25 protein-coding genes are annotated in these 21,785 nt (G+C 70.8%); 4 read left to right on the forward strand and 21 right to left on the reverse strand.

What is annotated here, in order from left to right; all coding sequences use genetic code 11:
• Window positions 1-2: 2 nt before the first annotated feature.
• The 15 genes from fliF to AC3YNX_RS12755 form a co-directional block, all read right to left on the reverse strand.
• A complete protein-coding gene (gene fliF / locus AC3YNX_RS12685) occupies window positions 3-1,610 on the reverse strand; it encodes a flagellar basal-body MS-ring/collar protein FliF (RefSeq protein WP_489995673.1) in 1,608 nt (535 codons plus the stop codon).
• A gap of 4 nt (window positions 1,611-1,614) precedes the next feature.
• On the reverse strand, window positions 1,615-1,935 hold the full coding sequence (fliE, locus tag AC3YNX_RS12690) for a flagellar hook-basal body complex protein FliE (RefSeq protein WP_489995674.1): 321 nt from the start codon (window positions 1,933-1,935) through the stop codon (window positions 1,615-1,617).
• Window positions 1,936-1,937: 2 nt separating this feature from the next.
• Window positions 1,938-2,351: a flagellar basal body rod protein FlgC gene (locus AC3YNX_RS12695; RefSeq protein ID WP_127783019.1), complete on the reverse strand. Its 414-nt coding sequence runs from the start codon at window positions 2,349-2,351 to the stop codon at window positions 1,938-1,940.
• A gap of 4 nt (window positions 2,352-2,355) precedes the next feature.
• Window positions 2,356-2,784, reverse strand: coding sequence for a flagellar basal body rod protein FlgB (locus AC3YNX_RS12700; protein ID WP_489995675.1), 429 nt, complete (start codon window positions 2,782-2,784; stop codon window positions 2,356-2,358).
• A 48-nt stretch (window positions 2,785-2,832) separates the two neighbouring features.
• Entirely contained in the window at window positions 2,833-3,141 is a 309-nt protein-coding gene (locus AC3YNX_RS12705) for a hypothetical protein (RefSeq protein WP_489995676.1), read from the reverse strand.
• On the reverse strand, window positions 3,134-3,565 hold the full coding sequence (locus AC3YNX_RS12710) for a flagellar export chaperone FliS (protein WP_489995677.1): 432 nt from the start codon (window positions 3,563-3,565) through the stop codon (window positions 3,134-3,136). The genes AC3YNX_RS12705 and AC3YNX_RS12710 overlap by 8 nt, the downstream gene beginning before the upstream one ends.
• 47 nt (window positions 3,566-3,612) lie before the next feature.
• A complete protein-coding gene (fliD, locus tag AC3YNX_RS12715; RefSeq protein WP_489995678.1) occupies window positions 3,613-4,938 on the reverse strand; it encodes a flagellar filament capping protein FliD in 1,326 nt (441 codons plus the stop codon).
• A 96-nt stretch (window positions 4,939-5,034) separates the two neighbouring features.
• Entirely contained in the window at window positions 5,035-5,892 is an 858-nt protein-coding gene (locus tag AC3YNX_RS12720; protein WP_489995679.1) for a flagellin N-terminal helical domain-containing protein, read from the reverse strand.
• Between the two features lie 183 nt (window positions 5,893-6,075).
• On the reverse strand, window positions 6,076-7,029 hold the full coding sequence (locus AC3YNX_RS12725) for a hypothetical protein (RefSeq protein ID WP_489995680.1): 954 nt from the start codon (window positions 7,027-7,029) through the stop codon (window positions 6,076-6,078).
• A gap of 40 nt (window positions 7,030-7,069) precedes the next feature.
• The gene (locus AC3YNX_RS12730) at window positions 7,070-8,002 is read right to left on the reverse strand and encodes a sigma-70 family RNA polymerase sigma factor (protein ID WP_127783013.1); all 933 of its coding nucleotides are present in this window, start codon (window positions 8,000-8,002) and stop codon (window positions 7,070-7,072) included.
• A gap of 629 nt (window positions 8,003-8,631) precedes the next feature.
• On the reverse strand, window positions 8,632-10,035 hold the full coding sequence (locus AC3YNX_RS12735; RefSeq protein ID WP_489995681.1) for a GGDEF domain-containing protein: 1,404 nt from the start codon (window positions 10,033-10,035) through the stop codon (window positions 8,632-8,634).
• Window positions 10,036-10,157: 122 nt separating this feature from the next.
• Window positions 10,158-10,598, reverse strand: a complete 441-nt coding sequence (locus AC3YNX_RS12740) for a universal stress protein (RefSeq protein ID WP_241249835.1) — start codon at window positions 10,596-10,598, stop codon at window positions 10,158-10,160.
• 25 nt (window positions 10,599-10,623) lie between these two features.
• Window positions 10,624-11,016: an SRPBCC family protein gene (locus AC3YNX_RS12745; protein ID WP_127783011.1), complete on the reverse strand. Its 393-nt coding sequence runs from the start codon at window positions 11,014-11,016 to the stop codon at window positions 10,624-10,626.
• Between the two features lie 4 nt (window positions 11,017-11,020).
• Entirely contained in the window at window positions 11,021-12,361 is a 1,341-nt protein-coding gene (gene nhaA, locus AC3YNX_RS12750) for a Na+/H+ antiporter NhaA (protein WP_489995941.1), read from the reverse strand.
• Window positions 12,362-12,396: 35 nt separating this feature from the next.
• Window positions 12,397-13,866, reverse strand: coding sequence for a SulP family inorganic anion transporter (locus tag AC3YNX_RS12755; protein WP_489995942.1), 1,470 nt, complete (start codon window positions 13,864-13,866; stop codon window positions 12,397-12,399).
• Between the two features lie 223 nt (window positions 13,867-14,089).
• Between AC3YNX_RS12755 and AC3YNX_RS12760 the strand changes: the two genes are divergently transcribed.
• Window positions 14,090-15,478 (forward strand): MFS transporter, encoded by a 1,389-nt coding sequence (locus AC3YNX_RS12760; protein WP_489995682.1) that lies wholly within the window; start codon window positions 14,090-14,092, stop codon window positions 15,476-15,478.
• A gap of 44 nt (window positions 15,479-15,522) precedes the next feature.
• Here AC3YNX_RS12760 and AC3YNX_RS12765 read toward each other — a convergent pair whose 3' ends face one another.
• Both AC3YNX_RS12765 and AC3YNX_RS12770 read right to left on the reverse strand, forming a co-directional pair.
• On the reverse strand, window positions 15,523-16,737 hold the full coding sequence (locus tag AC3YNX_RS12765; RefSeq protein WP_489995683.1) for an HNH endonuclease signature motif containing protein: 1,215 nt from the start codon (window positions 16,735-16,737) through the stop codon (window positions 15,523-15,525).
• Window positions 16,731-16,856: a hypothetical protein gene (locus AC3YNX_RS12770; protein ID WP_489995684.1), complete on the reverse strand. Its 126-nt coding sequence runs from the start codon at window positions 16,854-16,856 to the stop codon at window positions 16,731-16,733. The genes AC3YNX_RS12765 and AC3YNX_RS12770 overlap by 7 nt, the downstream gene beginning before the upstream one ends.
• A gap of 260 nt (window positions 16,857-17,116) precedes the next feature.
• On the opposite strand from AC3YNX_RS12770, the gene AC3YNX_RS12775 reads away from it, so the two are divergent.
• Complete coding sequence (locus tag AC3YNX_RS12775) at window positions 17,117-17,815, forward strand: nuclease-related domain-containing protein (protein ID WP_489995685.1); 699 nt, start codon at window positions 17,117-17,119, stop codon at window positions 17,813-17,815.
• 49 nt (window positions 17,816-17,864) lie between these two features.
• Here the strand turns inward: AC3YNX_RS12775 and AC3YNX_RS12780 are convergent, their stop codons facing one another.
• Window positions 17,865-18,404, reverse strand: coding sequence for a hypothetical protein (locus tag AC3YNX_RS12780; protein WP_489995686.1), 540 nt, complete (start codon window positions 18,402-18,404; stop codon window positions 17,865-17,867).
• Between the two features lie 325 nt (window positions 18,405-18,729).
• On the opposite strand from AC3YNX_RS12780, the gene AC3YNX_RS12785 reads away from it, so the two are divergent.
• Window positions 18,730-19,215 carry a VOC family protein gene (locus AC3YNX_RS12785; RefSeq protein WP_127782995.1) on the forward strand — a complete coding sequence of 162 codons (486 nt, stop codon included), beginning with the start codon at window positions 18,730-18,732 and terminating at the stop codon, window positions 19,213-19,215.
• Between the two features lie 21 nt (window positions 19,216-19,236).
• On the opposite strand, the gene AC3YNX_RS12790 is transcribed toward AC3YNX_RS12785, so the two are convergent.
• Window positions 19,237-19,662, reverse strand: a complete 426-nt coding sequence (locus AC3YNX_RS12790; RefSeq protein ID WP_489995687.1) for a nuclear transport factor 2 family protein — start codon at window positions 19,660-19,662, stop codon at window positions 19,237-19,239.
• 280 nt (window positions 19,663-19,942) lie between these two features.
• On the opposite strand from AC3YNX_RS12790, the gene AC3YNX_RS12795 reads away from it, so the two are divergent.
• A complete protein-coding gene (locus tag AC3YNX_RS12795; protein WP_127782993.1) occupies window positions 19,943-20,629 on the forward strand; it encodes a hypothetical protein in 687 nt (228 codons plus the stop codon).
• Here the strand turns inward: AC3YNX_RS12795 and AC3YNX_RS12800 are convergent, their stop codons facing one another.
• Together AC3YNX_RS12800 and AC3YNX_RS12805 are read right to left on the reverse strand one after the other, a co-directional pair.
• A complete protein-coding gene (locus tag AC3YNX_RS12800; protein ID WP_489995688.1) occupies window positions 20,630-21,256 on the reverse strand; it encodes a uracil-DNA glycosylase in 627 nt (208 codons plus the stop codon).
• Between the two features lie 22 nt (window positions 21,257-21,278).
• Window positions 21,279-21,737, reverse strand: coding sequence for a pyridoxamine 5'-phosphate oxidase family protein (locus AC3YNX_RS12805; protein ID WP_489995689.1), 459 nt, complete (start codon window positions 21,735-21,737; stop codon window positions 21,279-21,281).
• Between the last annotated feature and the right edge of the window lie 48 nt (window positions 21,738-21,785).

The following is a 21,785-nucleotide window of genomic DNA, read 5'->3' on the forward strand; positions in this document are numbered from 1 at the left end:
CGTCACTTGTCCTTCTCGTTGAGCCAGCTGCGGAGCAGGCGGGCGACCTCGTGCGGCTCGTTGCCGGCCAGGGCGGCCACCCCCTGCTCACGGGCCCGAGCAGCGGCCTGCGTCGAGGCCTGCGTCGAGGGCGGCACGATGTCCTGCGGTGCCGGCGGGAGCAGGTCGGGGGAGTCGTTGAGCGCGGACAGGAACTCGTCCGGGTCGTAGGCCGGCTCGGTGCGCAGCGCGGCCTTGCGACGACGGCGGTTGGCGATGAGGGTGGCGACCACCAGCACCGCGACGAGAACCACCACCGCAAGGGTCTTGGCCATGGACATCAGCTGTTCTCTCTTCTCGCTGGCCGCGGTGGCGGCAGCCGCGGCAGCGGCGGTGTCGGCTGCGGCGTCGGCCGCGGTGGTGTCGAACGGGGCGCTGGCCACGGCCAGGGTGTCCCCGCGCTCGGTGTCCAGGCCCACCGCCGAGCTCACCAGCTGCTGCAGCGCAGCCTGGTCCACGGCGGGGGCGTTGCGGTCGAGCAGGACGGCGACGTTGAGGTTGCGGACCTGCCCGGGGGCGGAGTTGCGGGTGTCGGTGACCTGACCCACGGCGTTGTTCTTGGTGCCGGTGGTCTTGGTGTAGCCACCGTTGCCGTCGGTGGCGCCGTCGGCTCCGGCCACCGGCGGGGTGGCGGCCGCGCCCAGCACCCCGTTGTCGCCGGCCCCGCCGTTGTAGGTCTCGGTGGTGGAGGACTCCGCCAGCGGGGGGACCTCGGCGTCGTAGACGTAGGTCTGGGAGACGGTGTTGGTCTTGTCGAAGTCCAGGTCGGCGTTCACCGTGACCACCGAGTGCCCGGCGCCCACCATCTGGTCCAGCATCTGCTGCACCGCGGTGTTCAGCCGGCTCTCGTACTGCCGGGTGGCCTCGCTGCGGGTGTCGGAGCCGGCGGCGGTGTCGTCGTCACCGAGGGCGCTGAGCACCTTGCCGGTGGAGTCGGACACGCTGACCTGGTCGGCGGTGAGGCCGGGCACGCTGGAGGAGACCAGGTTGACCACCGACTGCACCTGCCCGGAGGTGAGCTTGGTGCCGGGGGCGGTGGTCAGCAGCACGGCGCCGGTGGGCTTCTTGGTGCCGTCGTCGTAGACGGTGTCCTTGGGGATCGCCAGGTGCACGGTGGCGTCGACGACGCCGTCGATGGAGCGGACGGTGTTGCCGATCTCGCCCTCCAGCGCCCGCTGGTAGTCCACCTGCTGCTTGAACTCCGAGGTGGTGATGCCCTCGTTGTCCAGCAGGCTGTAGCCGGACTTGCCCGAGGTGGGCAGGCCGGCCGAGCTCATGGTCAGCCGCAGGGCGTAGACGTCCTTCTCCGGCACCATGATCGAGGTGCCGTTGGCCGCCAGCTCGTAGGGGGTGCCGGTGGCGTTGAGCTTGTCGATCATCGCGCTGGCGTCGGTCGGGGCGAGGTTGGTGAACAGCGGGGCGTAGGTGGGCGCCGAGGCCCAGGTGGTGAAGAAGAAGCCACCGAGGGTGAGCGCCAGCACGGCGGCCACGGAGACGACCTTCTGGCCGGGGGTGAAGGCCAGGAAGCCCTGCCAGAACCGCTGCGCGCGGTCGACGACGATGTTCTTCACGATGTCAGGCCTGCATTCCCATGATCTGGTTGAACGCGTCGATGCCCTTGGTGCGGATCGCCGAGGCCAGCTCGGTGACCAGGCCCGCCTCGGTGGAGGCGATCGTGTAGTCGTGGATGTCGGTCAGGTCGCCGGTGGCGGCCTGCACGGCCAGCCCGCTGGCCTTGTCCTGCGCGGTCTGCACCGTCTCCATGCCCTTGCTGAGCATGGCGGCGAAGTCGCTGCCACCGGTGGCTGCGGGGGCGGTGGTCTCGGGGCTCACCGGCGCGAAGGGCGCGAAGGCGGGCAGGGCGGCACTGAGGGCGCCGATGGCGGGGATCGTCATGGTCAGCGGTTCTTTCCGATGTTGATGGCCTGCAGGTAGGTGTCCTTGGCGCGGTCGATCACCGCGGCGTTGGCCTGGAAGCCCCGCTGCGCCATGATCAGGTTGCCCATCTGCTCAGCCATGTCGATGTCCGGCAGCCGGACGTAGCCGTTCTCGTCGGCCAGCGGGTTGTCGGGCTGGTAGGTGAGGATTCCCTCGGCGCTGCCCTGCGGCAGCGAGGTGATCTCCACGCCCTGGCCGATGCCGTCGGGTCCGCCGGCGATCTCCTGGGCCTCCACGTAGGACGCCTGGAAGGCCGGGCCCGAGGTGGGCCGCGCGGTGTTGACGTTGGCGACGTTGTTGGCCAGCACGTCGATCCAGGTGCGGTAGGTGGTGAGCCCGGTGCCGGAGGCGTTGATGGCGGAGAAGAGGGTCATCGGCTCAGCCCTTGATCACGGTGCTGAGGAGGCTGTACTTGCCGGAGAGCGCGCTGGCCAGCAGCTGGTACTGCAGCTGGGTCTTCTGGTCGATGATCGTCTCGGCGTCGAGGTTGACGTTGTTGCCGTTGACCCCCGGGGTGTCGCCGGTGCCATCCACCGACGCCGTGGCTCGGGCGGGGTCACCGGAGGCGACCGCGTCACGCAGGCTGGACTCGAACGAGACTCGGGACGCGCGGTAGTTGGGCGTCTCGATGTTCGCGATGTTGTCGGCGCTCACGCGCTGGCGGGCGGACAGGCTCGACAGAGCCGTGCGCATCGTCACCGAAGCAATGTCATCCAGCACGAGATGGACCTCACCTGTCGAGTCTCGCCAGTCCTTGGCAAGCGGGGTGAGCGATCCGTGCTCGAGGTTGTCATCGGCCGAGATCACGCTGAGTTGAGCAGTTGTTACTACGAGTTTTGCCTGAGCAGCAAGGGTTTACGCGCGCAGATCCACCAGGGTCGGTTGCGGGGCGGCGGTGGCCACGCTGCGGCGGCGGGTGGCCGGGGAGAGCTGGGCGAGGTCGAGGGCGAGGCGGGCCTGCAGGGCCACCTGGCGGGCGAGCACCTCACGGGCGGCCGGGGCCAGCTCCGGGGGCAGCGGCGGCAGCTGCGGGGGGTGCCAGGGCTGGGTGGCCGACGCCGGCAGCTCGGCTCCGGAGTGCAGCGCAGCCTCCAGGGCGTCGTTGTCGGCCGTCAGCGCGGCCAGGACCTCTTCCCAGGTGGGCTGCGCCGCAGGCTCAGCCAACCCACGCCGCCTGTCGGGCGGCCGGGGCCGCCGCGGCGCGGGCGATACCGGTCTGCAGCTGGACCTCGGCCTGCTTCCAGGTGTCCCGCAGGCCGGTGATGATGCCGGCGGCGGTGTCCAGTGCTCCGGGGGTGGGGGCGACGATGGCGTTCATCAGCTCGCGGAGCAGGTAGGTGTACAGCGAGGCGAGCTCGCCGGCGCCCTCCCACGCCGTGGTGTCCAGGCTGCCGAGCAGCTCGGCGACGATCTGCTGGGCGTGCTGGACGTGGTCACCGGCCGCGGCGGGATCAGCGCTGGCCAGGCCCTCGACACCGCGCTGGACGTCCAGCCACAGCCGGTCGTAGAGCAGCACGATGCGGCGGGCCGGCGTCGCCGTGGCGACCGCGTCGGCGAGGTAGCGGGCTCGAGCCAAGTCGCTGGACACAGGTTCTCCTCGTTCTCGGGCGGAGCGTTCTGGGGGAGAGCAGTGAGCTAGTCGGACTTCTTGGAGGCATCGAGCGAGGAGAGCGCGGAGCTCAGCCAGGCCTGCGTCGAGTTCAGCTTGTTCACCGCCGCCTCCATGGCCGCGTACTTCTTCTGCATCGCGGTCTGGGTGTCGGCCAGGCGGGTGTCCCAGCTCTGGATCTGCTTGTTCAGGTTGGTCATCCGCTCGTTGCCCGAGGTGATCAGCAGGCTCAGCGAGCCCACCGCCGGTGCGCTGGCCCGCTCGGCCACGGTCGACAGTGCTGAGCCCAGCGCCTGCCCGGCGACGGCCTCCGTCTTCGTGGGATCGGCGGCGTAGGCCGCGGCGAACACGGTGGCGTCAAAGGTCAGGCCTCCGGTGTTGGTGAGCTGCACGCCGATGCTGTGGAAGCTGCCGCCGGTGCCGGTGCCCCGGCTGATGCTGGAGAGGATGTCCTGGCTGAGGGCGACGACCTGGGTGTTGCCCTGCAGGCTGCCGCCCTTGGCCGTGTACATGCCCACCTGTCCGAGCGCAGCGTTCGCGGCGTCCACCATGGTCTGCATCGCCTTGGTGATGGCCGTGGTGTCGCTGGCCACGGACACCGTCACTCCCGACGCCAGTGCCCCCACCGTGAAGGTGACCCCCGGCAGCGCCTCGGTGAAGGTGTTGGTGGACGAGGACACCGAGTAGCCGCCCGCGGCCGGGTCGCCGACCGTCAGCTGCGCGTTCTGCGCCGCCACGATCTGGGTGGGTGCGGTGCTGAGCCCGCTGATGCTGAAGGCGCCGGCGGTGCCGGTGGAGGTGGAGCTGAGCTGCAGGCGCTGGGTGGTGCCGGTACCGGTGGCGTCGTCCACGTTCACCACCGAGGCCCGCACCCCGAGCCCGGCCTTGCTCAGCGCGGCCACCACGTCGCTGGCGCTGCCGCCGGTGAGGGCCACGTGGGTGGTGGTGGCGGTGCTGCCGGAGCCGATGGTCACGTCGATGCCGGCGGCGAAGTCGGCCACCACGTCACCGGCGACAGCGACGGTGCTGACCTGGGCGGCCGCCAGTCGGGTGACGCTGAAGGTCATGGCCGAGCCGGCCTGGGCGGCGCTGGTGCTGGTGGCGATCACCGAGGGCGAGGAGGAGCTGGCAGTGGCGGCGGTCCAGGTGCCCGCCAGCTTCACCGCGTCGGCGGCGGACTGCAGGGCGGTGATGCGAGTGTTGATCGACTGGTAGGCCGAGACCAGCGTCTGCGTGCTGCTCAGCTGCGTCTTCAGCTGCGCCTGGGGCTGGGCCGCCACCTGCATCAGCTGGGTGACCAGCGTCTTGGTGTCGATGCCCGAGGCCAGGCCGTCGAACGAGAAGGTAGCCACGCATGCTCCTTGTGGTGCCGATGCAGCACGGGCGGAGCCCTGCGGACAGGGCCCCGCCCGTGCTACCTGGGGTCAAGCGGTTCGAGCTGGTACGACTTACTGCAGGAGCTTCAGGATGGCCTGCGGGGCCGAGTTCGCCTGTGCCAGCACCGAGGTGGCGGCCTGGGTCAGGATCTGCGCCTGGCTCATGTTGGAGACCTCGGTGGCCAGGTCGGCGTCGGTGATGTTCGACCGCGAGGCAGACACGTTCTGGATGGTGGTCTGCAGGTTGGTCATGGTGTAGCTGAGCTGGTTCTGCGTGGCACCGATGTCGGACCGGGCCGCCGACACCGTCTTGATCGCGGCGTCGATGATCTCGATGGAGCCCTGTGCGGCCGTGGTCGAGCTCACGTCAATTCCGCCGGTGGTGCCGCCGGCCGCCGGGGCCGTCTTGAGCGTCTCGGCGTCGAAGGAACCCAGCTTCAGGGTGATCCGCTCGTTCGCGGTGCCGTTGGCGCCGACCTGGAAGGTGCCGTCGTACGTGTTGGTGGCGTCGTCGAACAGTTGCTTACCACCAAAGGCGGTGGTCTGGTTGATGTTGTCCAGCTGCTTGTTGAGCTTGCCGATCTCGGCGGAGATGGCGTCACGGGCGTTGTCGTCCATGGAGCCACCGTTGGAAGCCTGGACGGTCAGGTCGCGCTGGCGCTGCAGGATCGTCTGCACGGTGGCCAGCGCGCCGTCAGCGATCTGGGCGACGTTGATGCCGTCCTGGGCGTTGCGGGTGGCCTGGGTGAGGCCGTTGATCTGGCTGGTCAGTCCCTGGCTGATGGACAGGCCGGCCGCGTCGTCCGCCGCCCGGTTGATCCGCAGGCCGCTGGAGAGCTTCTCGAAGGCGTTCTGCTGCTTGGCCTGGTTGGCCTGCAGGTTGCCGTAGGCGTTGAGCGCGGCGGTGTTGGTGTTGATGCGAAGACTCATGGGGTGTCCTCCTGGACAGAGTCAAGACGTGACCCGACGAGCGGGCCTGCCGGTCCATCCGTGGACCAACATGCCTTACCTATCGGCGCTGCTCCGAGGATGTTGAGCAGTCCTGACCAGGAATTTTCACTGTGCCGCTGCAGGACTCGCGCAGCCGACACATCGCCCGGTCAGCGCGGCCAGCTAGGCGGCGAGCGTGGTGGCGACGGTGAGCCGCGGCTGCTCGCGAGCGGACAGGCTCCGTGCCAGCTGGGCCGAGCCGTGCCCGCGCTCCGCCGCCTCACCCGCGACAGCGGCGACATCGGACACCTGCCCGAGGTCGATGGTCTGCACTCCCTGGCGCAGCGCCTGCTCCACCAGCTCGGCGGCGAGCAGCACCAGCGGGGAGTGCGCCAAGCGGTGGTCGCTCTCGCCCCACGCGGCCACCAGCTCCACCGCCGGGCGCACCCGGTAGACCAGCGCCGCGGCGATCGGGGCGCTCCGACGGAACACGCACACCATGCGCACGTGCGGGGCCAGCGGTGCACGAGCACCGGCCAGGTCGTCCCAGGACAGCACCAGGTCCGCACCGCCGTGCAGCAGCCGGCGACCGGCCTCCCACTCCGCGCGGCCCCGCGCCTCGCGCACCTGCAGGTCCTTGGCGCGCAGTCGGTCCAGCGCGGAGCGGGCCGGACGGCGGAGCTCGTCCACCCACTGCCGCGGCGACCGCAGGTGGCTCAGGTCCAGGTGCTGGTTGAGCTCGCAGCTGCGGACGGTGAATCCCTCGTTGAGCACGGTGAACTGCACCAGTGGCTCGTTGTCGCTGTGGCAGGCCGGCGGCAGGTGCAGCTCCACCTCGCGCACGCCCTGCGCGCCCAGCTTCTCCAGCGAGCGGCGCAGCACCGTGGCCACCACCGCCGGCGTGGCCCGGGAGGACACCAGGTCCAGCCCGGCCTCGACGACCGTGCCGTCGCGGACACCGCTGATGCCGCCGAAGAGCCGGCCGTCGGCACCGTGGATGCGCGTGGACAGGCACTGCTGACCGGGCCGGAGGCTGATCGACTGGATGGCGGTGCGGTGGAACAGCCCTCGCCACGACTCGTCGGCGACACCCACCGCCACGCTCTCCGGGCCCCGAACGTCACTCAGCAGGGTCATCGAGCGACCTTCCCCGCCAGGCTGTCCCGCACCACGGCGCTCAAGCGGTGCAGCCGCGCGGCGCCGCGGCGGCGGTGCGGTAGGTCTCGGCGATGATGTCGCCGAGCACCGTGGACTTCTGCAGCCGGGTGGCCAGCGTCCCGCGCGAGGCGACGGCAGCGGCGTAGGCGGCCTCCTTGGCCTTGGTGCGGGTGGACTGCTTGGCCGTGGCGCTGCTGCGCTCGTTGGCGGCCAGACCAGCACGCAACATGGTGAGCGCCTCGGCGCGGATCTGCGACACCCGCGAGGCCGTCACGCCCAGCTCGGCGGCGATCTCGGCCATCGGGCGCTGGTCGAAGAAGTAGGAGCGCACCACGTGCGCCAGCCGCTCGGGCAGCACGTCGATGGCGTCGTGCAGCAGGCCGAGCTGCTCGCGGTTGAGCAGCGTCTGCTCGGGGCCGGTGCCCCGGTCCTGCACCAGCAGCGCGCCGGTCTCCGGAGCGAAGCCCTGCAGGCTGAGCACGCTGGCCCGCTGCACGTCGGCCTCGTTGCTGCCCATCTCGGCCAGGGTGACGCCCATGGCGTTGGCGAGCTCTTCCGGACGGGGCGCTCGGCCCAGCGCTGCGGTGAGCTCACCGCGGACGGTCTCCAGCCGGCGGGCCTTGCCGCGCACCGACCGGCTCGCCCAGTCCATCCCGCGCAGCTCGTCGAGCACCGCACCGCGGATGCGGAAGGTCGCGAACCCGGTGAAGGGGATGCCGCGGCCGGTGTCGAAGCTGCGGGCACTGGCCACCAGGGCGGCCATCCCGGCGGAGATCAGGTCCTCGCGGGCCACGTGGTCAGGCAGCCGCACCGCGATCTGGCGGACGATGTGTCCCACCAGCGGCAGGTTCTCCTCGACCAGCAGGTCCACGGCACTGCGGACGGAACGGGGACGCCGCGCCCGGCGAGGGGCGTCGGCCACCACCGAGGTGGCGTGCGCGTTGTCTGACATCGGTACCCACTTCTGCTCAGGGAACTCAGTACCGACACAGCTGCGCTCCACCGGAGAAACAAGGCCCCCGGAGCAGCGAATCCGCCCTCTGCACTGAACGATCGACTACATATCTACGGAGCGTGCGTAAGCGTTACACACTGCGTGTGCATAAGTTGAACTATTCATCACTCAGTGTCAATGCACCCGTCCTGACCTTGGGGTCTTCTTCCGCAGCGAGCGCGGCACGCCGAGTGGCGCTCGGTGGTGGGGAACCGGGGTGAACCGCAGGTGCACAGCGGCGTGAACCCCGGGTGAGGTTGGTGCCCCTCAGGCGGGTTCGGTTGCGCCCGAGTACCTCTGCCGTCCCACTCAGTGGGACTGCGGGCCCTCGCGCCGAGCGGGGAGGGCCGAAGTGTGATTAGTCGGCCCACAGTCAGTGCGGGGTGCTCGGCAGGGCCGGGCGGTTACTTTGAGTAACCACACCAGCGGCAGAATCCGGCGCGGAATGTGCGCAAGATCAGGTCAGGGGCCGCCGTCAAGAATGGCGGCCGGCTGCGCGCCATTAGGTGTTATCCCGGGTTCGGGACAACTCTGTCAGCAGTGCACACCTGTGTTCCCGGCTCCATTTTCGTGACCTTTTCCGCCCGTCAGGACGACGACCAGCTGCGCGCGCGGCGGGCCCGCTTGGCCGCGTACATCGCGCTGTCGGCCTCGCGCACGGCGTCGGCCACGCTGGTGCCCGGGGCCGCCGTGGCCATCCCCACGCTGCCCGACACCCGACCGCTCCCGGCGTCCCCGCCGCCCAGCAGCTCGGAGAGCGTGACCAGCCGGTGCTGGGCCATGTCCCCGGCGTGGGGCATCAGCACCGCGAACTCGTCACCACCGAGTCGCACACACACGTCCTCGGCCCGGGAGTGCTGACGCAGCACGTCCGCGCACCGGCGCAGCAGCTGGTCCCCGGCGGCGTGGCCATAGGTGTCGTTCACCTGCTTCAGTCCGTCCAGGTCCACCGTGAGCACCGTGACGTGGCGGCCGTCGTCCACCTGCTGCTGCGCGGCGACCAGCGCCTCGTCGAAGGCCAGGCGGTTGCCCAGCCGGGTCAGCGGGTCGCGCCGGGCCGTCGAGGCGTGCTCGGCGGCGCTGGCCCGCAGCTCCTCGCGCAGCGCGGCGGTGTGCAGCACCACCCCGGCCGCGTCGGCCACCTGCCGGGCCAGCTCCTGGCGCAGCGCGGTGAACCCCCGGGGGTCGGCGTCGGTGTGCGCGGCCACCAGCACGCCACCGGCCTCGTCCGGGACCGGCACCACCAGCAGGGAGCGCACCCCGGCCGCCAGCGACAGCGCCCCGGGCAGGTCGTGGCCGGTGGTGTCCTGCACGCACAGCGTCGTGGCGCCCGCCCGCTGGCGCAGCCGCAGCACCGCTCGGGCCACCGCCGGGTCGGCTGGGTCGACGCCTGGCCAGCTGCTCAGCACCGTGGGCCCGGAGCTGGCGTAGCAGAGCGCCCCGACGTCGCAGCCCAGCGCGTCCAGGGCGACCGTGAGCACGTGGCGCAGAGTTCCCGCGAGGTCCTGCGGCGCACCCGTGGTGACCGCGCGGACTGCGTGCAGCACCTCCAGCTCGTCCGCCAGCCGCTTGGCGGGGGTGATGTCGTCGACCACCGAGCTGACCGTCATGGCGAGCGCGCAGAGCGCCTGGTCGTCAGCCTCGGGGGCCAGCACGCCGGTAGGGCTCGCCAGGATCACCACCACGTCCGGGCTGGTGCGCACCACCGCGCCGGAGCGGGCCGCGTAGGAGCCCAGCACCTGGCTGCGTTGGGCGTGGCGGAAGCGGTGGACGCCGTGCACGCGGGAAGGCAGGTGGGCGATGCTGAGCTCGCCGTCGGTGTCGGCGTCCACCACGCCCACCCAGTCCCGGCCGCCGCCGAGTCCGCCCAGGTGCGCCCAGGCCGCGCCGGAGAGCCGCCGGAACACCAGCGCGTCCAGCACCCCGAGGTGCTGGGCCCGTTCGCGGACCGACCAGACGTGGGTGCTGCTGGGCGACGAAGCTGGGTGCACGCGTGTTCCCCCCGGAATGACGGTGCGCCGCCACGACTCCGCCACAGCTCGTGACGGCCCCCCGTGGTGACACTGACCTCACATCCTCGCACCTGCAGGGGTGCCGCGACCCGAGAAACGCGCTAGCGGTGCAGCCGCGGTTCCGGCACCACGACCACGGGGCAGGGCGCGTGCTGCACGCACTGCTGGCTCACCGACCCCAGCAGCGCAGCCGCCAGCCCGCGGTGACCTCGGGTGCCCACCACCAGCAGCTCGGCGCCGTCGGCGGCGTCCACCAGGACCTGCGCGGCGTGGCCCTCGGTGGCGGTCTGCTGCACCCGTGCGGCGTCGTGCTCGCCGAGCGTGGCCCGCACCGTGCGGTCCAGCATCGCCGCGGTGAGCGCGGGCACGGGATCGTTCGGGGGGTACACCGGCGCCCATCCGTAGGCCGCGGGGTGCTCCCAGGCAGCCACTGCCCGCACCTGCGCGCCGGTCAGCCCAGCGTGGCGCACCGCCCACCGCAGCGCGTGCGCAGAGCCGGCCGATCCGTCCACGCCCACCACGATCGTGCCGCTGCCGGTCACCGCAGCCCCCGTCCCAGCTCGGGCGTCAGGGCCGCACCAGCTGGGTGAGCGACCACTGCGCGATCGGAGCGTAGGACAGTGCGACGGGAACCAGCCCGTCGATGCGCAGCGTGCTGCTCGTACCCCCCTCGGGGACCTGCTGCACGTCGTGCAGCAGGTCCAGCTGCATCTTCAGGTGCCGGATGCGCACGCGCCACGACCACGTGCGCTCGGCCGGCTCCACGACGAGCACCCGGAAGTCGCCGACCAGACCCGTGGGCCCGTGCACCTGCCCGGTGGTGCCGGCCTGCAGCACCTCGTCGGTGCAGTCCACCCGGCGGATGTAGGGCGACCACGTCGGCCACCGGGCCGGGCGCACGTAGCGGTCCCACACCACGTCGGGGGTGGCCGCACCGGTGGCCGAGACGGTGACCCGCACGGGATCAGTCGCTCTGCTGGTAGATGTCCGGGACGCCGTCGCGGTCGAGGTCGAGCTCCTCGGTCTTGGCCACCCGTCGGTAGTGCGCGTTGCGCAGCCGCAGGATCACCGCAGCCAGCAGCGCGGCGACCACCGATCCGGTGAGCACCCCCACCTTGACGTGCTCGTCACGCAGGCTGCCCAGTCCGAACGCCAGCTCGCCGATGAGCAGCGACACGGTGAACCCGATGCCGGCCAGCACCGAGACGCCGAAGACGTCCACCCAGCGCAGCGACGGGTCCAGACCGGCCCTGGTGAACCGCGACACCAACCAGGTGGCGCCAAACACGCCCACTGTCTTGCCCACCACCAGGCCCAGCACGATGCCGATGGCCACCTTGTCGGTGAGCGCGTCGCCGAAGCCGCTGAGCCCGCCCACGGTGACCCCGGCGGCGAAGAAGGCGAACACCGGCACCGCGAACCCGGAGGACAGGGGGCGCAGCCGGTGCTCGAAGTGCTCGGCCAGCCCGGGGCCGGCGTCCGGTCCACCGGCGGCCTGGCTGCGCACCACCGGCACGGTGAAGGCGAGCAGCACCCCGGCCACCGTGGCGTGCACCCCGGAGGCGTGCACCAGCGCCCAGGTGGCCAGCGCCAGCGGGACCAGCAGCCACCAGGTGCGCACCCGGCGCTGCACCAGCCACCCGAACGCGGCCAGTGGCAGCAGAGCCAGCAGCAGGGGGGTGATGGCCAGCCCGCTGGTGAAGAACACGGCGATGATGGCGATGGCGAACAGGTCGTCCACCACTGCCAGGGTGAGCAGGAAGGTGCGCAGCGCGATGGGCAGGTGGGTGCTGATGACGGCGAGCACGGCCAGCGCGAACGCGATGTCGGTGGCGGTGGGAATGGCCCAGCCCTGCAGGGCTCCGTCGCCGGTGTTCAGGTTCACCAGCACGTAGACCAGCGCCGGGACGGCCATCCCGCCCAGCGCCGCCATCACCGGCAGGGCCGCCCGGCGCGGGTCACGCAGGTCACCGGCGACGAACTCGCGCTTGACCTCCAGCCCGGCCACGAAGAAGAAGATGGCGAGCAGCCCGTCGGCGGCCCACTGGCCGACGCTGAGGTCCAGGTGCAGCGCGTGCGGCCCGAAGGTGAAGTCGCGGAGAGCCTCGTACGCCCCGGACGCCGGGGTGTTCGCCCAGACCAGCGCCGCCACGGTGGCCAACAGCAGCAGCGCCCCACCCAGCGTCTCGCCCCGCAACAGGTGTGCGACACGGCTGGCCTCCGGCCAGGAGCCGCGGCTGAAGAGGGTGTTGTTGGGGGGTGCAGTGGTCACGTTCGTGCCTCCGTCAGGGGTCGCCAGCAGAATCGCCGACCAGACTTCCCGGCACACCGATCACCACCTTACTGGTTCAGTGTCCCCGCCAGGCGCAGGTGACGCCGCTCGCTGTCGACGTTCATGCCGGTGATGCGCACGCTCGTCCCCCGGGCGCGGTACTTCTCGGTCACGGCGTCCAGCGAGGCGACGGTCGAGGCGTCCCAGACGTGCGCCTGGGCCAGGTCGATCACCACCTGCGCCGGGTCGTCGGCGTAGCGGAAGGCGAACACCAGGTCGTTGCTGGAGGCGAAGAACAGGTTGCCGTGCACCCGGTAGTGCACCGTGGCACCGTCGGGGGAGAGCTCGCGGTCGACCTCCACCAGGTGGGCCACCCGGCGGGCGAAGGCCACCATTGCCACGAGCACGCCGACCCCCACCCCGTAGGCCAGGTTGTGGGTCGTCACGGTGACCACCACGGTGGAGAGCATCACCAGCGTCTCGCTGCGGGGCATCCGCACCAGGGTGCGCGGGTGGATGCTGTGCCAGTCGAAGGTGCCGACGCACACCATCACCATCACGCCGACCAGCGCGGCCATCGGGATCCGGGCCACCACGTCGCCGAGGACCACCACCAGCACCAGCAGCAGCACCCCGGCCAGGAAGGTGGACAGCCGGGTGCGCGCGCCGTTGCGCACGTTGATCATCGTCTGCCCGATCATGGCGCAGCCGCCCATGCCGCCGAAGAAGCCGGTGACGATGTTGGCCACGCCCTGGCCCCACGACTCGCGGGTCTTGTTCGAGTGGGTGTCGGTGATGCCGTCCACCAGCTTGGCGGTCATCAGCGACTCCAGCAGCCCGACCATGGCGATGGCCAGGGCGTACGGGGCGATCACCTGCAGCGTCTCCAGGGTGAGCGGCACGCCGGGCACCCCGAGCACGGGCAGGCTGTCCGGCAGCTCGCCCTGGTCGCCCACGGTGGGCACCGCCACGTGCGCGGCCACGGTGAACGCGGTGAGCGCCACGATGGCCACCAGCGGCGCGGGCACCGCCTGGGTGAGCCGGGGCAGGCCCACCATCACCACCAGGCCCACCGCGAGCAGCGCGTACACCGTCCACGGCACGTCGCGCAGGTAGGGCAGCTGGGCGGTGAAGATGAGGATGGCCAGCGCGTTGACGAAGCCCACCATCACGCTGCGGGGCAGGAAGCGCATCAGCCGAGCCACGCCCAGGCCGGCGAGCACCACCTGCAGCACCCCGCCGAGGATCACCGCGGCGAAGAGGTGCTCCACCCCGTGCTCACGGGCCAGCGGAGCCACCACCAGGGCCACCGCCCCGGTGGCGGCGGAGATCATCGCCGGCCGACCACCCACGATGGCGATGGTCACCGCCATCGTGAAGGAGGCGAACAGGCCGACGCGCGGATCCACCCCGGCGATGATGGAGAAGGAGATGGCCTCAGGGATCAGCGCCAGGGCCACCACCAGCCCGGCCAGCACCTCGGTGCGCAGCACCCGCGGGGTGAACCAGGCCGGGCGGGTGAGCGTGAGCGCGGGCAGCGGAGGGAGAGCGGGCGCGGGAGGGAGAGAGGGCACTGCAGCGACTGCTTTCCGACGACGTCGTGGGGACGGGCTGGCCCGCGACGCTGCGGCTCCGGCGCGGGAAACCTTAGTCCGCGCTCAGACAGCCAGTGGTGCAGTGGTGGCCCAGACGGCGCTCAAGCACCATCCCTGCGGGGCCACCCCGCACCGTCGACCCTCTGACTCAGCAGGAAGCAGGACCATGAAGACCGGCGAACAGATCGTCCAGGGGCTGCCCTGGAGATGGAACGTGCAGGGTCGCATCTTCGTCATCGGTGGCCTCGGGTACATGTTCGACGCCTGGGACGTCGTGCTCAACGGCTTCCTCACCCCACTGGTGGGCGACTTCTGGAACCTGTCCACCCCTGAACGCGGCCTGGTCGCCACGGCGAACCTCATCGGCATGGCCGTCGGCGCCGTGGTGTGGGGCACGGTGGCCGACAAGATGGGCCGCAAGAAGGCCTTCAGCATCACCATGCTGATCTTCGCGCTGTTCTCGGTGCTCGGGGCGTTCTCGCCCAGCTACGAGGTGTTCATCGCGCTGCGGTTCCTCGCCGGGTTCGGCCTGGGTGGCTGCATCCCGGTGGACTACGCCATCGTCAGCGAGTTCTCCCCGAGCAAGCTGCGCGGACGGGTGCTGGCCGCCATGGACGTGTGGTGGCCGATCGGCGGCACGGTGTGTGGCCTGGTGGCGACGGCGCTGGTGCCCATCGACGGCGACGAGCGCTGGCGCTGGATGCTGATGTTCATGGTGCTGCCGGCGCTGCTGCTGTTCTGGGTGCGTCGCGGTGTCCCGGAGTCACCGATGTTCCTGGCCAAGATTGGCCGCGAGGCTGAGGCTCGTCAGGTCATCGACACCCTGGTCACCAACACCGGCGTCACCCCCGAGCCCTACGAGTTCGCCCCGCAGCCGCCGGCCGAGAAGATGAGCGTGAAGGCTGCGTTCACCCAGCTGCGCGACATCTGGCGCTTCAGCCCGCGCATCACGGCCACCGCCTGGCTGCTGTTCGTCACCATCATGCTGCTGTACTACGCCGCGCTGACCTGGATGCCGACCATCCTGCGCGAGCAGGGCTACGGCGACCAGGCGGCCTTCGCCGGCACCACGCTGATGACCGGTGTGGGCATCATCGGCGTGCTCACCTCGGCCTGGCTCTGCGAGGCCTACGGGCGCAAGTGGGTGATCGGCCTGTCCGGTCCCGTCGCGGCGGTCGCGCTGGTGCTGTTCGCGATGATGCTCGACGTCGGCAACGTGGCCCTGATCTGGCTGGCCGTGTTCGGCTTCCTGATCCAGCTGACCATCCCGGTGCTCTACGCCTACGTGTCCGAGCTGTACCCCACCGAGATCCGGGCCTCGGGCTTCGGCTGGGCCTCCTCGGTGAGCCGGGTGGCCACCGGGTTCGCCCCGCTGCTGTTCGGCTCGCTGCTGTGGCCGGTGTTCGGGCTCCCGCTGACCTTCGCCATCTCCGGCATCGCGGTGCTCATCGCGGTGCTGTGGATGATCGTCGGCGCCCCGGAGACCAAGGGCCGCGAGCTCGACGGCATGGACGAGATCGAGACGCCGCTCGTCGTCGCCAAGAGTAACGGGTAGGCGGCCGCCCGCCCGGTTGCTGCTCATCGCGCACTCACGCTGCGTCACGGCGGGCTGGCATCGGTGAGGTCGGGTGGGTGGTGGATCGGGTTGGTGCGTGAAACTTGATGTGGGTCAACATGTCTGGGTGCGATCCACTCGTTGCGGCCGCTGGTGCCCATGCGGACGGTGAAGCCTTCGTGGGTGATGAGCCGGTGGTCGAACGGGCACACCAGCGCCAAGTTGTGCAGGTCGGTGGGTCCGCCGTGTTGCCACTCGGTCAGGTGGTGCACCTGGGTCCACTGGGCGGGTATCTCGCAGCCGGGTCGGGTGCAGCCGCGGTCACGGGCGTACAACGCCAACCGTTGGGCCGGTGAGGCCAGGCGCTGACCCTGACCGAGATGGAGCACTTGTCCGGTGGAGTCGAGCACGCAGGGGAGCCACTTCGCATCAGCGGCCATGCGGAGCACGTCGCGCACCGGCACGGTCCCGCCGGAGGCGGTACTGGCCGTGCCCGCTCGGCGCTCCAGATCGGCCAGTCCCATCGTCACTACGACCGTCGCCGGCAATCCGCGGTTGCTGGGCAGCTCACCGCCCGCCAATGCGTTGCGGCACAGCGTGGCTAGCGCGTCGTGGTTGCGCTGGGCGGCGCTCCGCGGATCCGCCACGCCATCCTCGTTCACTGGCCGCGCTGCCGCGGAGAACGCAGCGTCCACCAGCGCCCGGGTCATGGGATCCAGCTCACCGCTGATTCGGCTCATCCCGTCCGGGCGTTGCCGGCCGATGGTGAAGCCCCGTCGCCGCGCCCGATCCACCTCAGACGTCTCCCGCCCGTCGGGGTCCAAGTAGGTAGTCAGTCGCTCCGCCGCCTTGGCCAATTCGGAGGGCCGTAGTGCACACGCCTGCGCGGCCAGAGTTTGCTCGGCCAGACCGACAGTCTCGGTCTCCAGGGATGCGGGCAGGTCGTGCAGCGTCTTGGCGACGATCTCGGCGTGGCGCGGGGAGAGGGATCCTTCCGCTTCGGCGGCCGCGCACGCAGGATGCGCCGGCCCGAGATCCTCCCCGGTGAAGGACGTCCGAGGACCCCGCACCAAGGCGGCTCGCACCCGAGCCCGGGCCTCCTGGATGTCCAGGTGCAGCAGCTCCGACAACAACCCCGCCGTCCCGCGGGCCAGTAACACCGTGGCCAGGGATCGGCACTCCATTTCCACGATCAACCGGTGATCGACGGTGGGCTTCATCCGGTGCACTCGCTCCACCACACGGCACACCGTCAACACCCCAGCATCGGACAGCCGGACACCGGCAGCCGCTGCAACCGGGCCATCACTGCGGCATGCTCAGCCAGCAGCGAGGCGACCTCGTCGGGGAGGTCCTCCACTGCACCATTCGAACTCATGTTCGAATCATAGAACCGTGTGCCGACAATTGTGGGACAACGCCAAATGCCACCGATAGTCACGCTAGACAACGAGAAGTAGCCACGGGCATCATCGCCCCTTGGCGCATCAAGGCGTTGTGCGCCAAAGAACTCGGCTGAATCAGCGGGGGACGAATGGCAGGGATGTCGCGCGTCGACGGATCACGCGCCAAGCAGGAAAGTCGGCGGCGAATCTCTACAGCGAGCACGCCCGCGCGTGGCGAGCCCGCAACCGCACGATGTTCATCGTCGCGGGACTCGTGGTCGCCACCATCTGCCTCGGCACGGCAACAGCAACGCACGAGCACAGGTGGCACTACTACGCGGGCATGCTCAGTGGTGGCGCGCTGTTCGCCTTCCTCATGATGTGGAACTCGCCGCCCGCCTGGATCGAGCAGTACCGGATGGGCAGCTGGGGCGAGGAGCGCACCGCCAAGGTCGTCGCCCAGCTGATGGGGGAGGGTTGGCGCGTGGTGCACGACCTCGACCGCGGCGGATCGAACATCGACCACGCACTCATCGGTCCCGGTGGCGTCTTCGCGCTGGACACCAAGAACCTGCACGGCACCATTTCCGCAACCGGCGACGAGCTCACCCTCACCCGCCCCGGCACCGATCGACCCGCCTACTCCAGTGCGGCTCCGGCGGCGCAGTCCCGCGGACAAGGCCTCTACCTGAGCCAGCTGCTCCGCGAGCGCTGCGGCCTTCGCACCTGGGTCACCGGCATGGTCGTGCTGTGGGGCGAGTTCCCGCAGGAGGTCGCTGGCGGCGACCGGATGACCTACGTCCACGGCGACCACCTCATCGAGTGGCTGCGCGGCCAACGGGCGCAGCTCAACGCCAAGCAGATCGCCGAGATCGCCGCCGTGCTCGGCCCGCAGCAGCCACCGGCCACGGCCGGTCGTCACCGCGCCGGCGCAGTGTCCGAACAGCGCTGAGCGCCCGCCCCAGAGCCCTGGTGCGGGCGCTCAGCGCAACCGTCAGTGCCTACTGGCAGGTGTCGCCGTAGTAGGTGCGCAGCTTCTGCGCGCTGGGCTCCGCCTTCTTCTGCGCGGTGTTCAGCGTCTCGAAGGCCGCAGAGCTGGCGGCGGTGGACGTCTCAGTCTGCGCGATGACGAAGTCGAGGTAGCCCGTCCAGGTGGTCCAGTCCTGCGCGATCTCTGCGGGCGGAGTCGCGCTGCCCATCTGCTTGCGCGCGTCCTGCGCCTCCTTGCGGGCCGTGGCCGGGGCGTAGAGCTGCAGGATGCCGAACGTCCGGAAGCTCGCGTCCTGCTTCTCCAGGGTGTCGCAGAAGGCATTGTCGCCGTGGGCAGAGGCCGCAGCGCTCGACGTGGGCGCGCTCGAGGTGGCAGCGCTGGAGGTCGGGGCGCTGGATGAGGCGGGCGCCGACGAGCTGCTGGCCGGCGCGGACACCGTGGTGGGGGGCGTCGTGCCCGTCTCCGTGGACGCCTCCTCGGAGTTGGCGCAGGCAGTGGTGAGCGCGGCGGCGACGGCCACCACGCCAGCGAGGCGGAGGTACGAGGGCATGGATGGTGCTCCTTCAGTCAAGGCGGCCAACGGGACGAGCCCGACGAGAAGGAGAGTCGGGCATTACTCCGACGTTACGTTCTGTGACGCCTCGCATTGATCACGCCACTGCGCGTTTGTGGTGCGCACCACAGGTGCGCTGACCGGCCACAGCACCTCCGTGCGCCGGACGGGGACTGGCAGATCGCCGTCCACCAGCAGTCGACGGCCGAGCCGCTCTGAGCCGGCCGCGCCTGCCCACTCCGCGATGACTTCCGTCCGCTCGACCCGTCTACCGGAGCACCGGAGCGACGACCCGTCGTTCCACCGTGGAGGAGGGTCCGCCATGGAGCACTCGATCATCCCCAACCTCTGGTTCGACACCCAGGCCGAGGAGGCGGCCGAGTTCTACACCTCGGTGTTTCCCGACTCGCGCATCGTCAGCGTCAGCCGGTACCCGGAGAACTCACCCGGTCCTGCCGGCGAGGTGATGACGGTGGAGTTCGAGATCAACGGCCAGCGGTTCGTCGGCATCAACGGCGGACCGCAGTTCCCGTTCAGCGAGGCGGTCTCGTTCCAGATCACCTGCGCCGACCAGGCCGAGGTTGACCACTACTGGGACACGCTCGTCGCCGGCGGCGAGGAGAGCCAGTGCGGGTGGCTGAAGGACCGCTACGGCCTCTCCTGGCAGGTGGTTCCGGAGGGCATGGAGGAGGTGCTTGGCGATCCCGACGCAGAACGGGGCCAGCGGGCGATGCAGGCCATGCTCGGCATGACCAAGCTGGACGTGGCCGCAATGCGGGCCGCCGCCGACGGGGTGACGGCCGGATAGCGGACGCACCTGCCCGCCGGCTCAGCCGACGGTGATCTTCCGCGAGGCCAGCAGCCAGCGGCCGCCCTCGCGACGGAAGCGGTCGTCGTAGCGGCCCATGGACACCAGCGTGGGCCGGGTGGCGGTCTGGGCGTAGAACTGCCAGATCGCCACTGCGCGTGCGTTGTCCGCGTCCTCGACCTGGACGTCCACACAGCCGGTGACGTGCCGGGTGGCGCTGCCCGGCCCGACGGTGCCCGCGGCCCGCCGCGTGCGGGCGGCCTCAGCGATCTCCGCGCGGCCCTGCCTGCGGCCCGCGGGCGCCCGGCTCAGCGAGTGCGCCGGCATGTCCCAGACGGCGTCGTCGGTGAACAGCGCGAGGTAGTCGTCGAGGTCCCCACCGTCAGCCAGGTGCGCCAGGCGCGCGATGAGCGACCGGATCTCCTCTGCCGCAACAGCATCGGTCATCTCTGGCTCCAGGAGTGGCAGGGGTGGTGGGCGCGGCCGAGCCTAGGTCGCCCGGCCCCCACCTCGACGTGCTCTTCCCACCAGGTGGGTGCTGTCGACTTTGCGAACAACGCACTCCCTTGGCCGCACGGAAAGGGAATTCACCATTCTGGGGGCTTTGTCCGAAGGAATTGTCCGAACCCGCCGCAATGGTGGTGCGCGGCGACTTGGGGGCGCATGCTGGGTTAGCCGCCACTCAGGGGTGGGTCGTTGCCGATGACGATTTCGGGGAGCTGGTCGCATGCCCAACAGCCCTTTGCCGGACTACGTACCCGTCCTGTCGCGGGGCAGGCATCGCAAGCCCAGCAAGGGCGCGTGCTTCATGGAGCTGGCGTCGTTCCTGGCCGGCGAGCGCTGGTCCGACCACCCGGGATGCACCCACCCTCTGCTCGCGGCGCTGGCCCGCGACGTGAACGACCAGGTGCGTGACGAGGCCCGGCAACAGCTGTCCACGATGATTCCCGACGTCATCGGCCTCAACGACACGGATCCGCGGATCGACGCCTGGCTGGCCCGGGAGGTCTCGCTCACCGCGCTGCCGCTGGTCTCCGCGGAGCGCCAGTGCGTGGCCGTGGTCGGCCTGCTGCACTGCGAGCGGGTGCTGGACACCATCGAGGGGCGCCCCCTGGACTACCTCTCGCCGGAGGTGACCGCCGCCATGGCCGCCTACCCGGACGCCCAGGACTGGGCGCTGCGCTTCTGCAGCCTGGGCTGGGGACGCCAGGACCGCTTCGACCGGCGCAGTGCACCAGCCATCATCCACTCCTGCGTGGTGGGGATCGCCGGCGCCAAGAAGATCGACGCCGACGCAGTGCTGGTGGACCTGCTGCGTCGCTCGATCGCCGACTGCCGCCGCTGGATGCACCACGAGCCGCAGCCGGTCACGGATGCGCAGTGGCGCCAGGTGGCCGAGCGCACCAGCCGCTGATCAGGTGAGCAGCTCGGCCACCCGCTGGTAGGCCTGCACCCGGTCCTGCTCGCGCAACGCCCGGACGGCGCGGTCGGCGTGGAACAACGCCTGCCTGCTCGGGTGGTAGGTGGCAACCACGGTCAAGCCCCGCTCCTCCACCAGCTGCGGGCACTGGTGCTCCACTCGCGCCCAGCACGCCTGGGCGTCCCTGCCCTGCAGCAGCACCGCCCGCAGGCCGGGCAGCAGCTGGACCAGCCGCAGCACGGGGTCGACGCCGGCCTGCAGCTGGCGCGGGGTGGGGGCCTTGTTGATGTACCAGGGGTAGGCGTTCCAGGGCAGCAGCTCGCGCGGGCAGACACCGACCTGGTCGAACAGCCGGGCCTGCCGCTCCGCGCTGGCGTCGTCGTTCTCGGTGCACAGGAACCCGGAGCCGCCCTCGACCTGCGTCTTGGGGCCCGGATCGCGCAGCACGCTCAGCACCCGGGCGTGCACGCCACCGTGCCAGGGCGCCACGTGCGGCAGCCAGCCCCGCCCGTCGGCGCCGTGCAGGGCGTCCACCAGCTCGTTGACCGCCCGGACGTGCGGTGCGTAGCGGTCGCGCTGCTGCTGCGCCCGGAACTGCGGGTCGGCCATGCGTCGCACCATCGTCGTCTCCCCGCGGACGGTGTCAGCCCCGCCGGTGCTGCTGCACACCGCGAACCGGGTGCCAGGTGGTCACCACCAGGTGCTGGCCGGCCGGGTCGACGCAGGTGTGCACCACTTCCTCCGGATCGATCACGAACCAGTCCACCGGGTCAGCACTGCTGCTGTCGGTGACGTCCCTGGCCCGACCGGACACCTTGGCCTCGCCCAGCCACGACCCCGGGTTGTCCTCGTCGGTGTCGTGCGTGGGGGAGTGGATCGCCACGCGGGGGTCGCGCCGCAGGTCCGCCGCCCGTCGGGTGCCCGGCATCATGCCCACCCTGAGGCCGGCGTCGTCCCACACCAGCTCGGTGCCGCTGATCCGGGGGGCACCGTCGCGGCGCAGCGTGGCCATGGTGGCGTGCTTGCGCACCCCGAAGCACCGCCGCACGGTGGCGGCCAGCTCGGTGTTCGCCACGGCAAAGTCCGTCCACGTCGTCGTCATGGGTCCAGGGTGCCTCAGCTGATCGTTACCAGCACGAAGCGACGACGT

It is taken from the genome of Rhodococcus sp. Z13_19A (assembly GCF_058133575.1).

Bases quoted from the DNA above. Each gene is read 5' to 3' on its own strand.
- fliE (WP_489995674.1), bottom strand. From the start codon at position 1,935: ATGACGATCCCCGCCATCGGCGCCCTCAGTGCCGCCCTGCCCGCCTTC.
- AC3YNX_RS12695 (WP_127783019.1), bottom strand. From the start codon at position 2,351: ATGACCCTCTTCTCCGCCATCAACGCCTCCGGCACCGGGCTCACCACC.
- AC3YNX_RS12720 (WP_489995679.1), bottom strand. From the start codon at position 5,892: ATGAGTCTTCGCATCAACACCAACACCGCCGCGCTCAACGCCTACGGC.
- AC3YNX_RS12725 (WP_489995680.1), bottom strand. From the start codon at position 7,029: ATGACCCTGCTGAGTGACGTTCGGGGCCCGGAGAGCGTGGCGGTGGGT.
- AC3YNX_RS12730 (WP_127783013.1), bottom strand. From the start codon at position 8,002: ATGTCAGACAACGCGCACGCCACCTCGGTGGTGGCCGACGCCCCTCGC.
- AC3YNX_RS12760 (WP_489995682.1), top strand. From the start codon at position 14,090: ATGAAGACCGGCGAACAGATCGTCCAGGGGCTGCCCTGGAGATGGAAC.
- AC3YNX_RS12770 (WP_489995684.1), bottom strand. From the start codon at position 16,856: ATGAGTTCGAATGGTGCAGTGGAGGACCTCCCCGACGAGGTCGCCTCG.
- AC3YNX_RS12775 (WP_489995685.1), top strand. From the start codon at position 17,117: ATGTTCATCGTCGCGGGACTCGTGGTCGCCACCATCTGCCTCGGCACG.
- AC3YNX_RS12780 (WP_489995686.1), bottom strand. From the start codon at position 18,404: ATGCCCTCGTACCTCCGCCTCGCTGGCGTGGTGGCCGTCGCCGCCGCG.
- AC3YNX_RS12785 (WP_127782995.1), top strand. From the start codon at position 18,730: ATGGAGCACTCGATCATCCCCAACCTCTGGTTCGACACCCAGGCCGAG.
- AC3YNX_RS12790 (WP_489995687.1), bottom strand. From the start codon at position 19,662: ATGACCGATGCTGTTGCGGCAGAGGAGATCCGGTCGCTCATCGCGCGC.
- AC3YNX_RS12795 (WP_127782993.1), top strand. From the start codon at position 19,943: ATGCCCAACAGCCCTTTGCCGGACTACGTACCCGTCCTGTCGCGGGGC.
- AC3YNX_RS12800 (WP_489995688.1), bottom strand. From the start codon at position 21,256: ATGGTGCGACGCATGGCCGACCCGCAGTTCCGGGCGCAGCAGCAGCGC.
- AC3YNX_RS12805 (WP_489995689.1), bottom strand. From the start codon at position 21,737: ATGACGACGACGTGGACGGACTTTGCCGTGGCGAACACCGAGCTGGCC.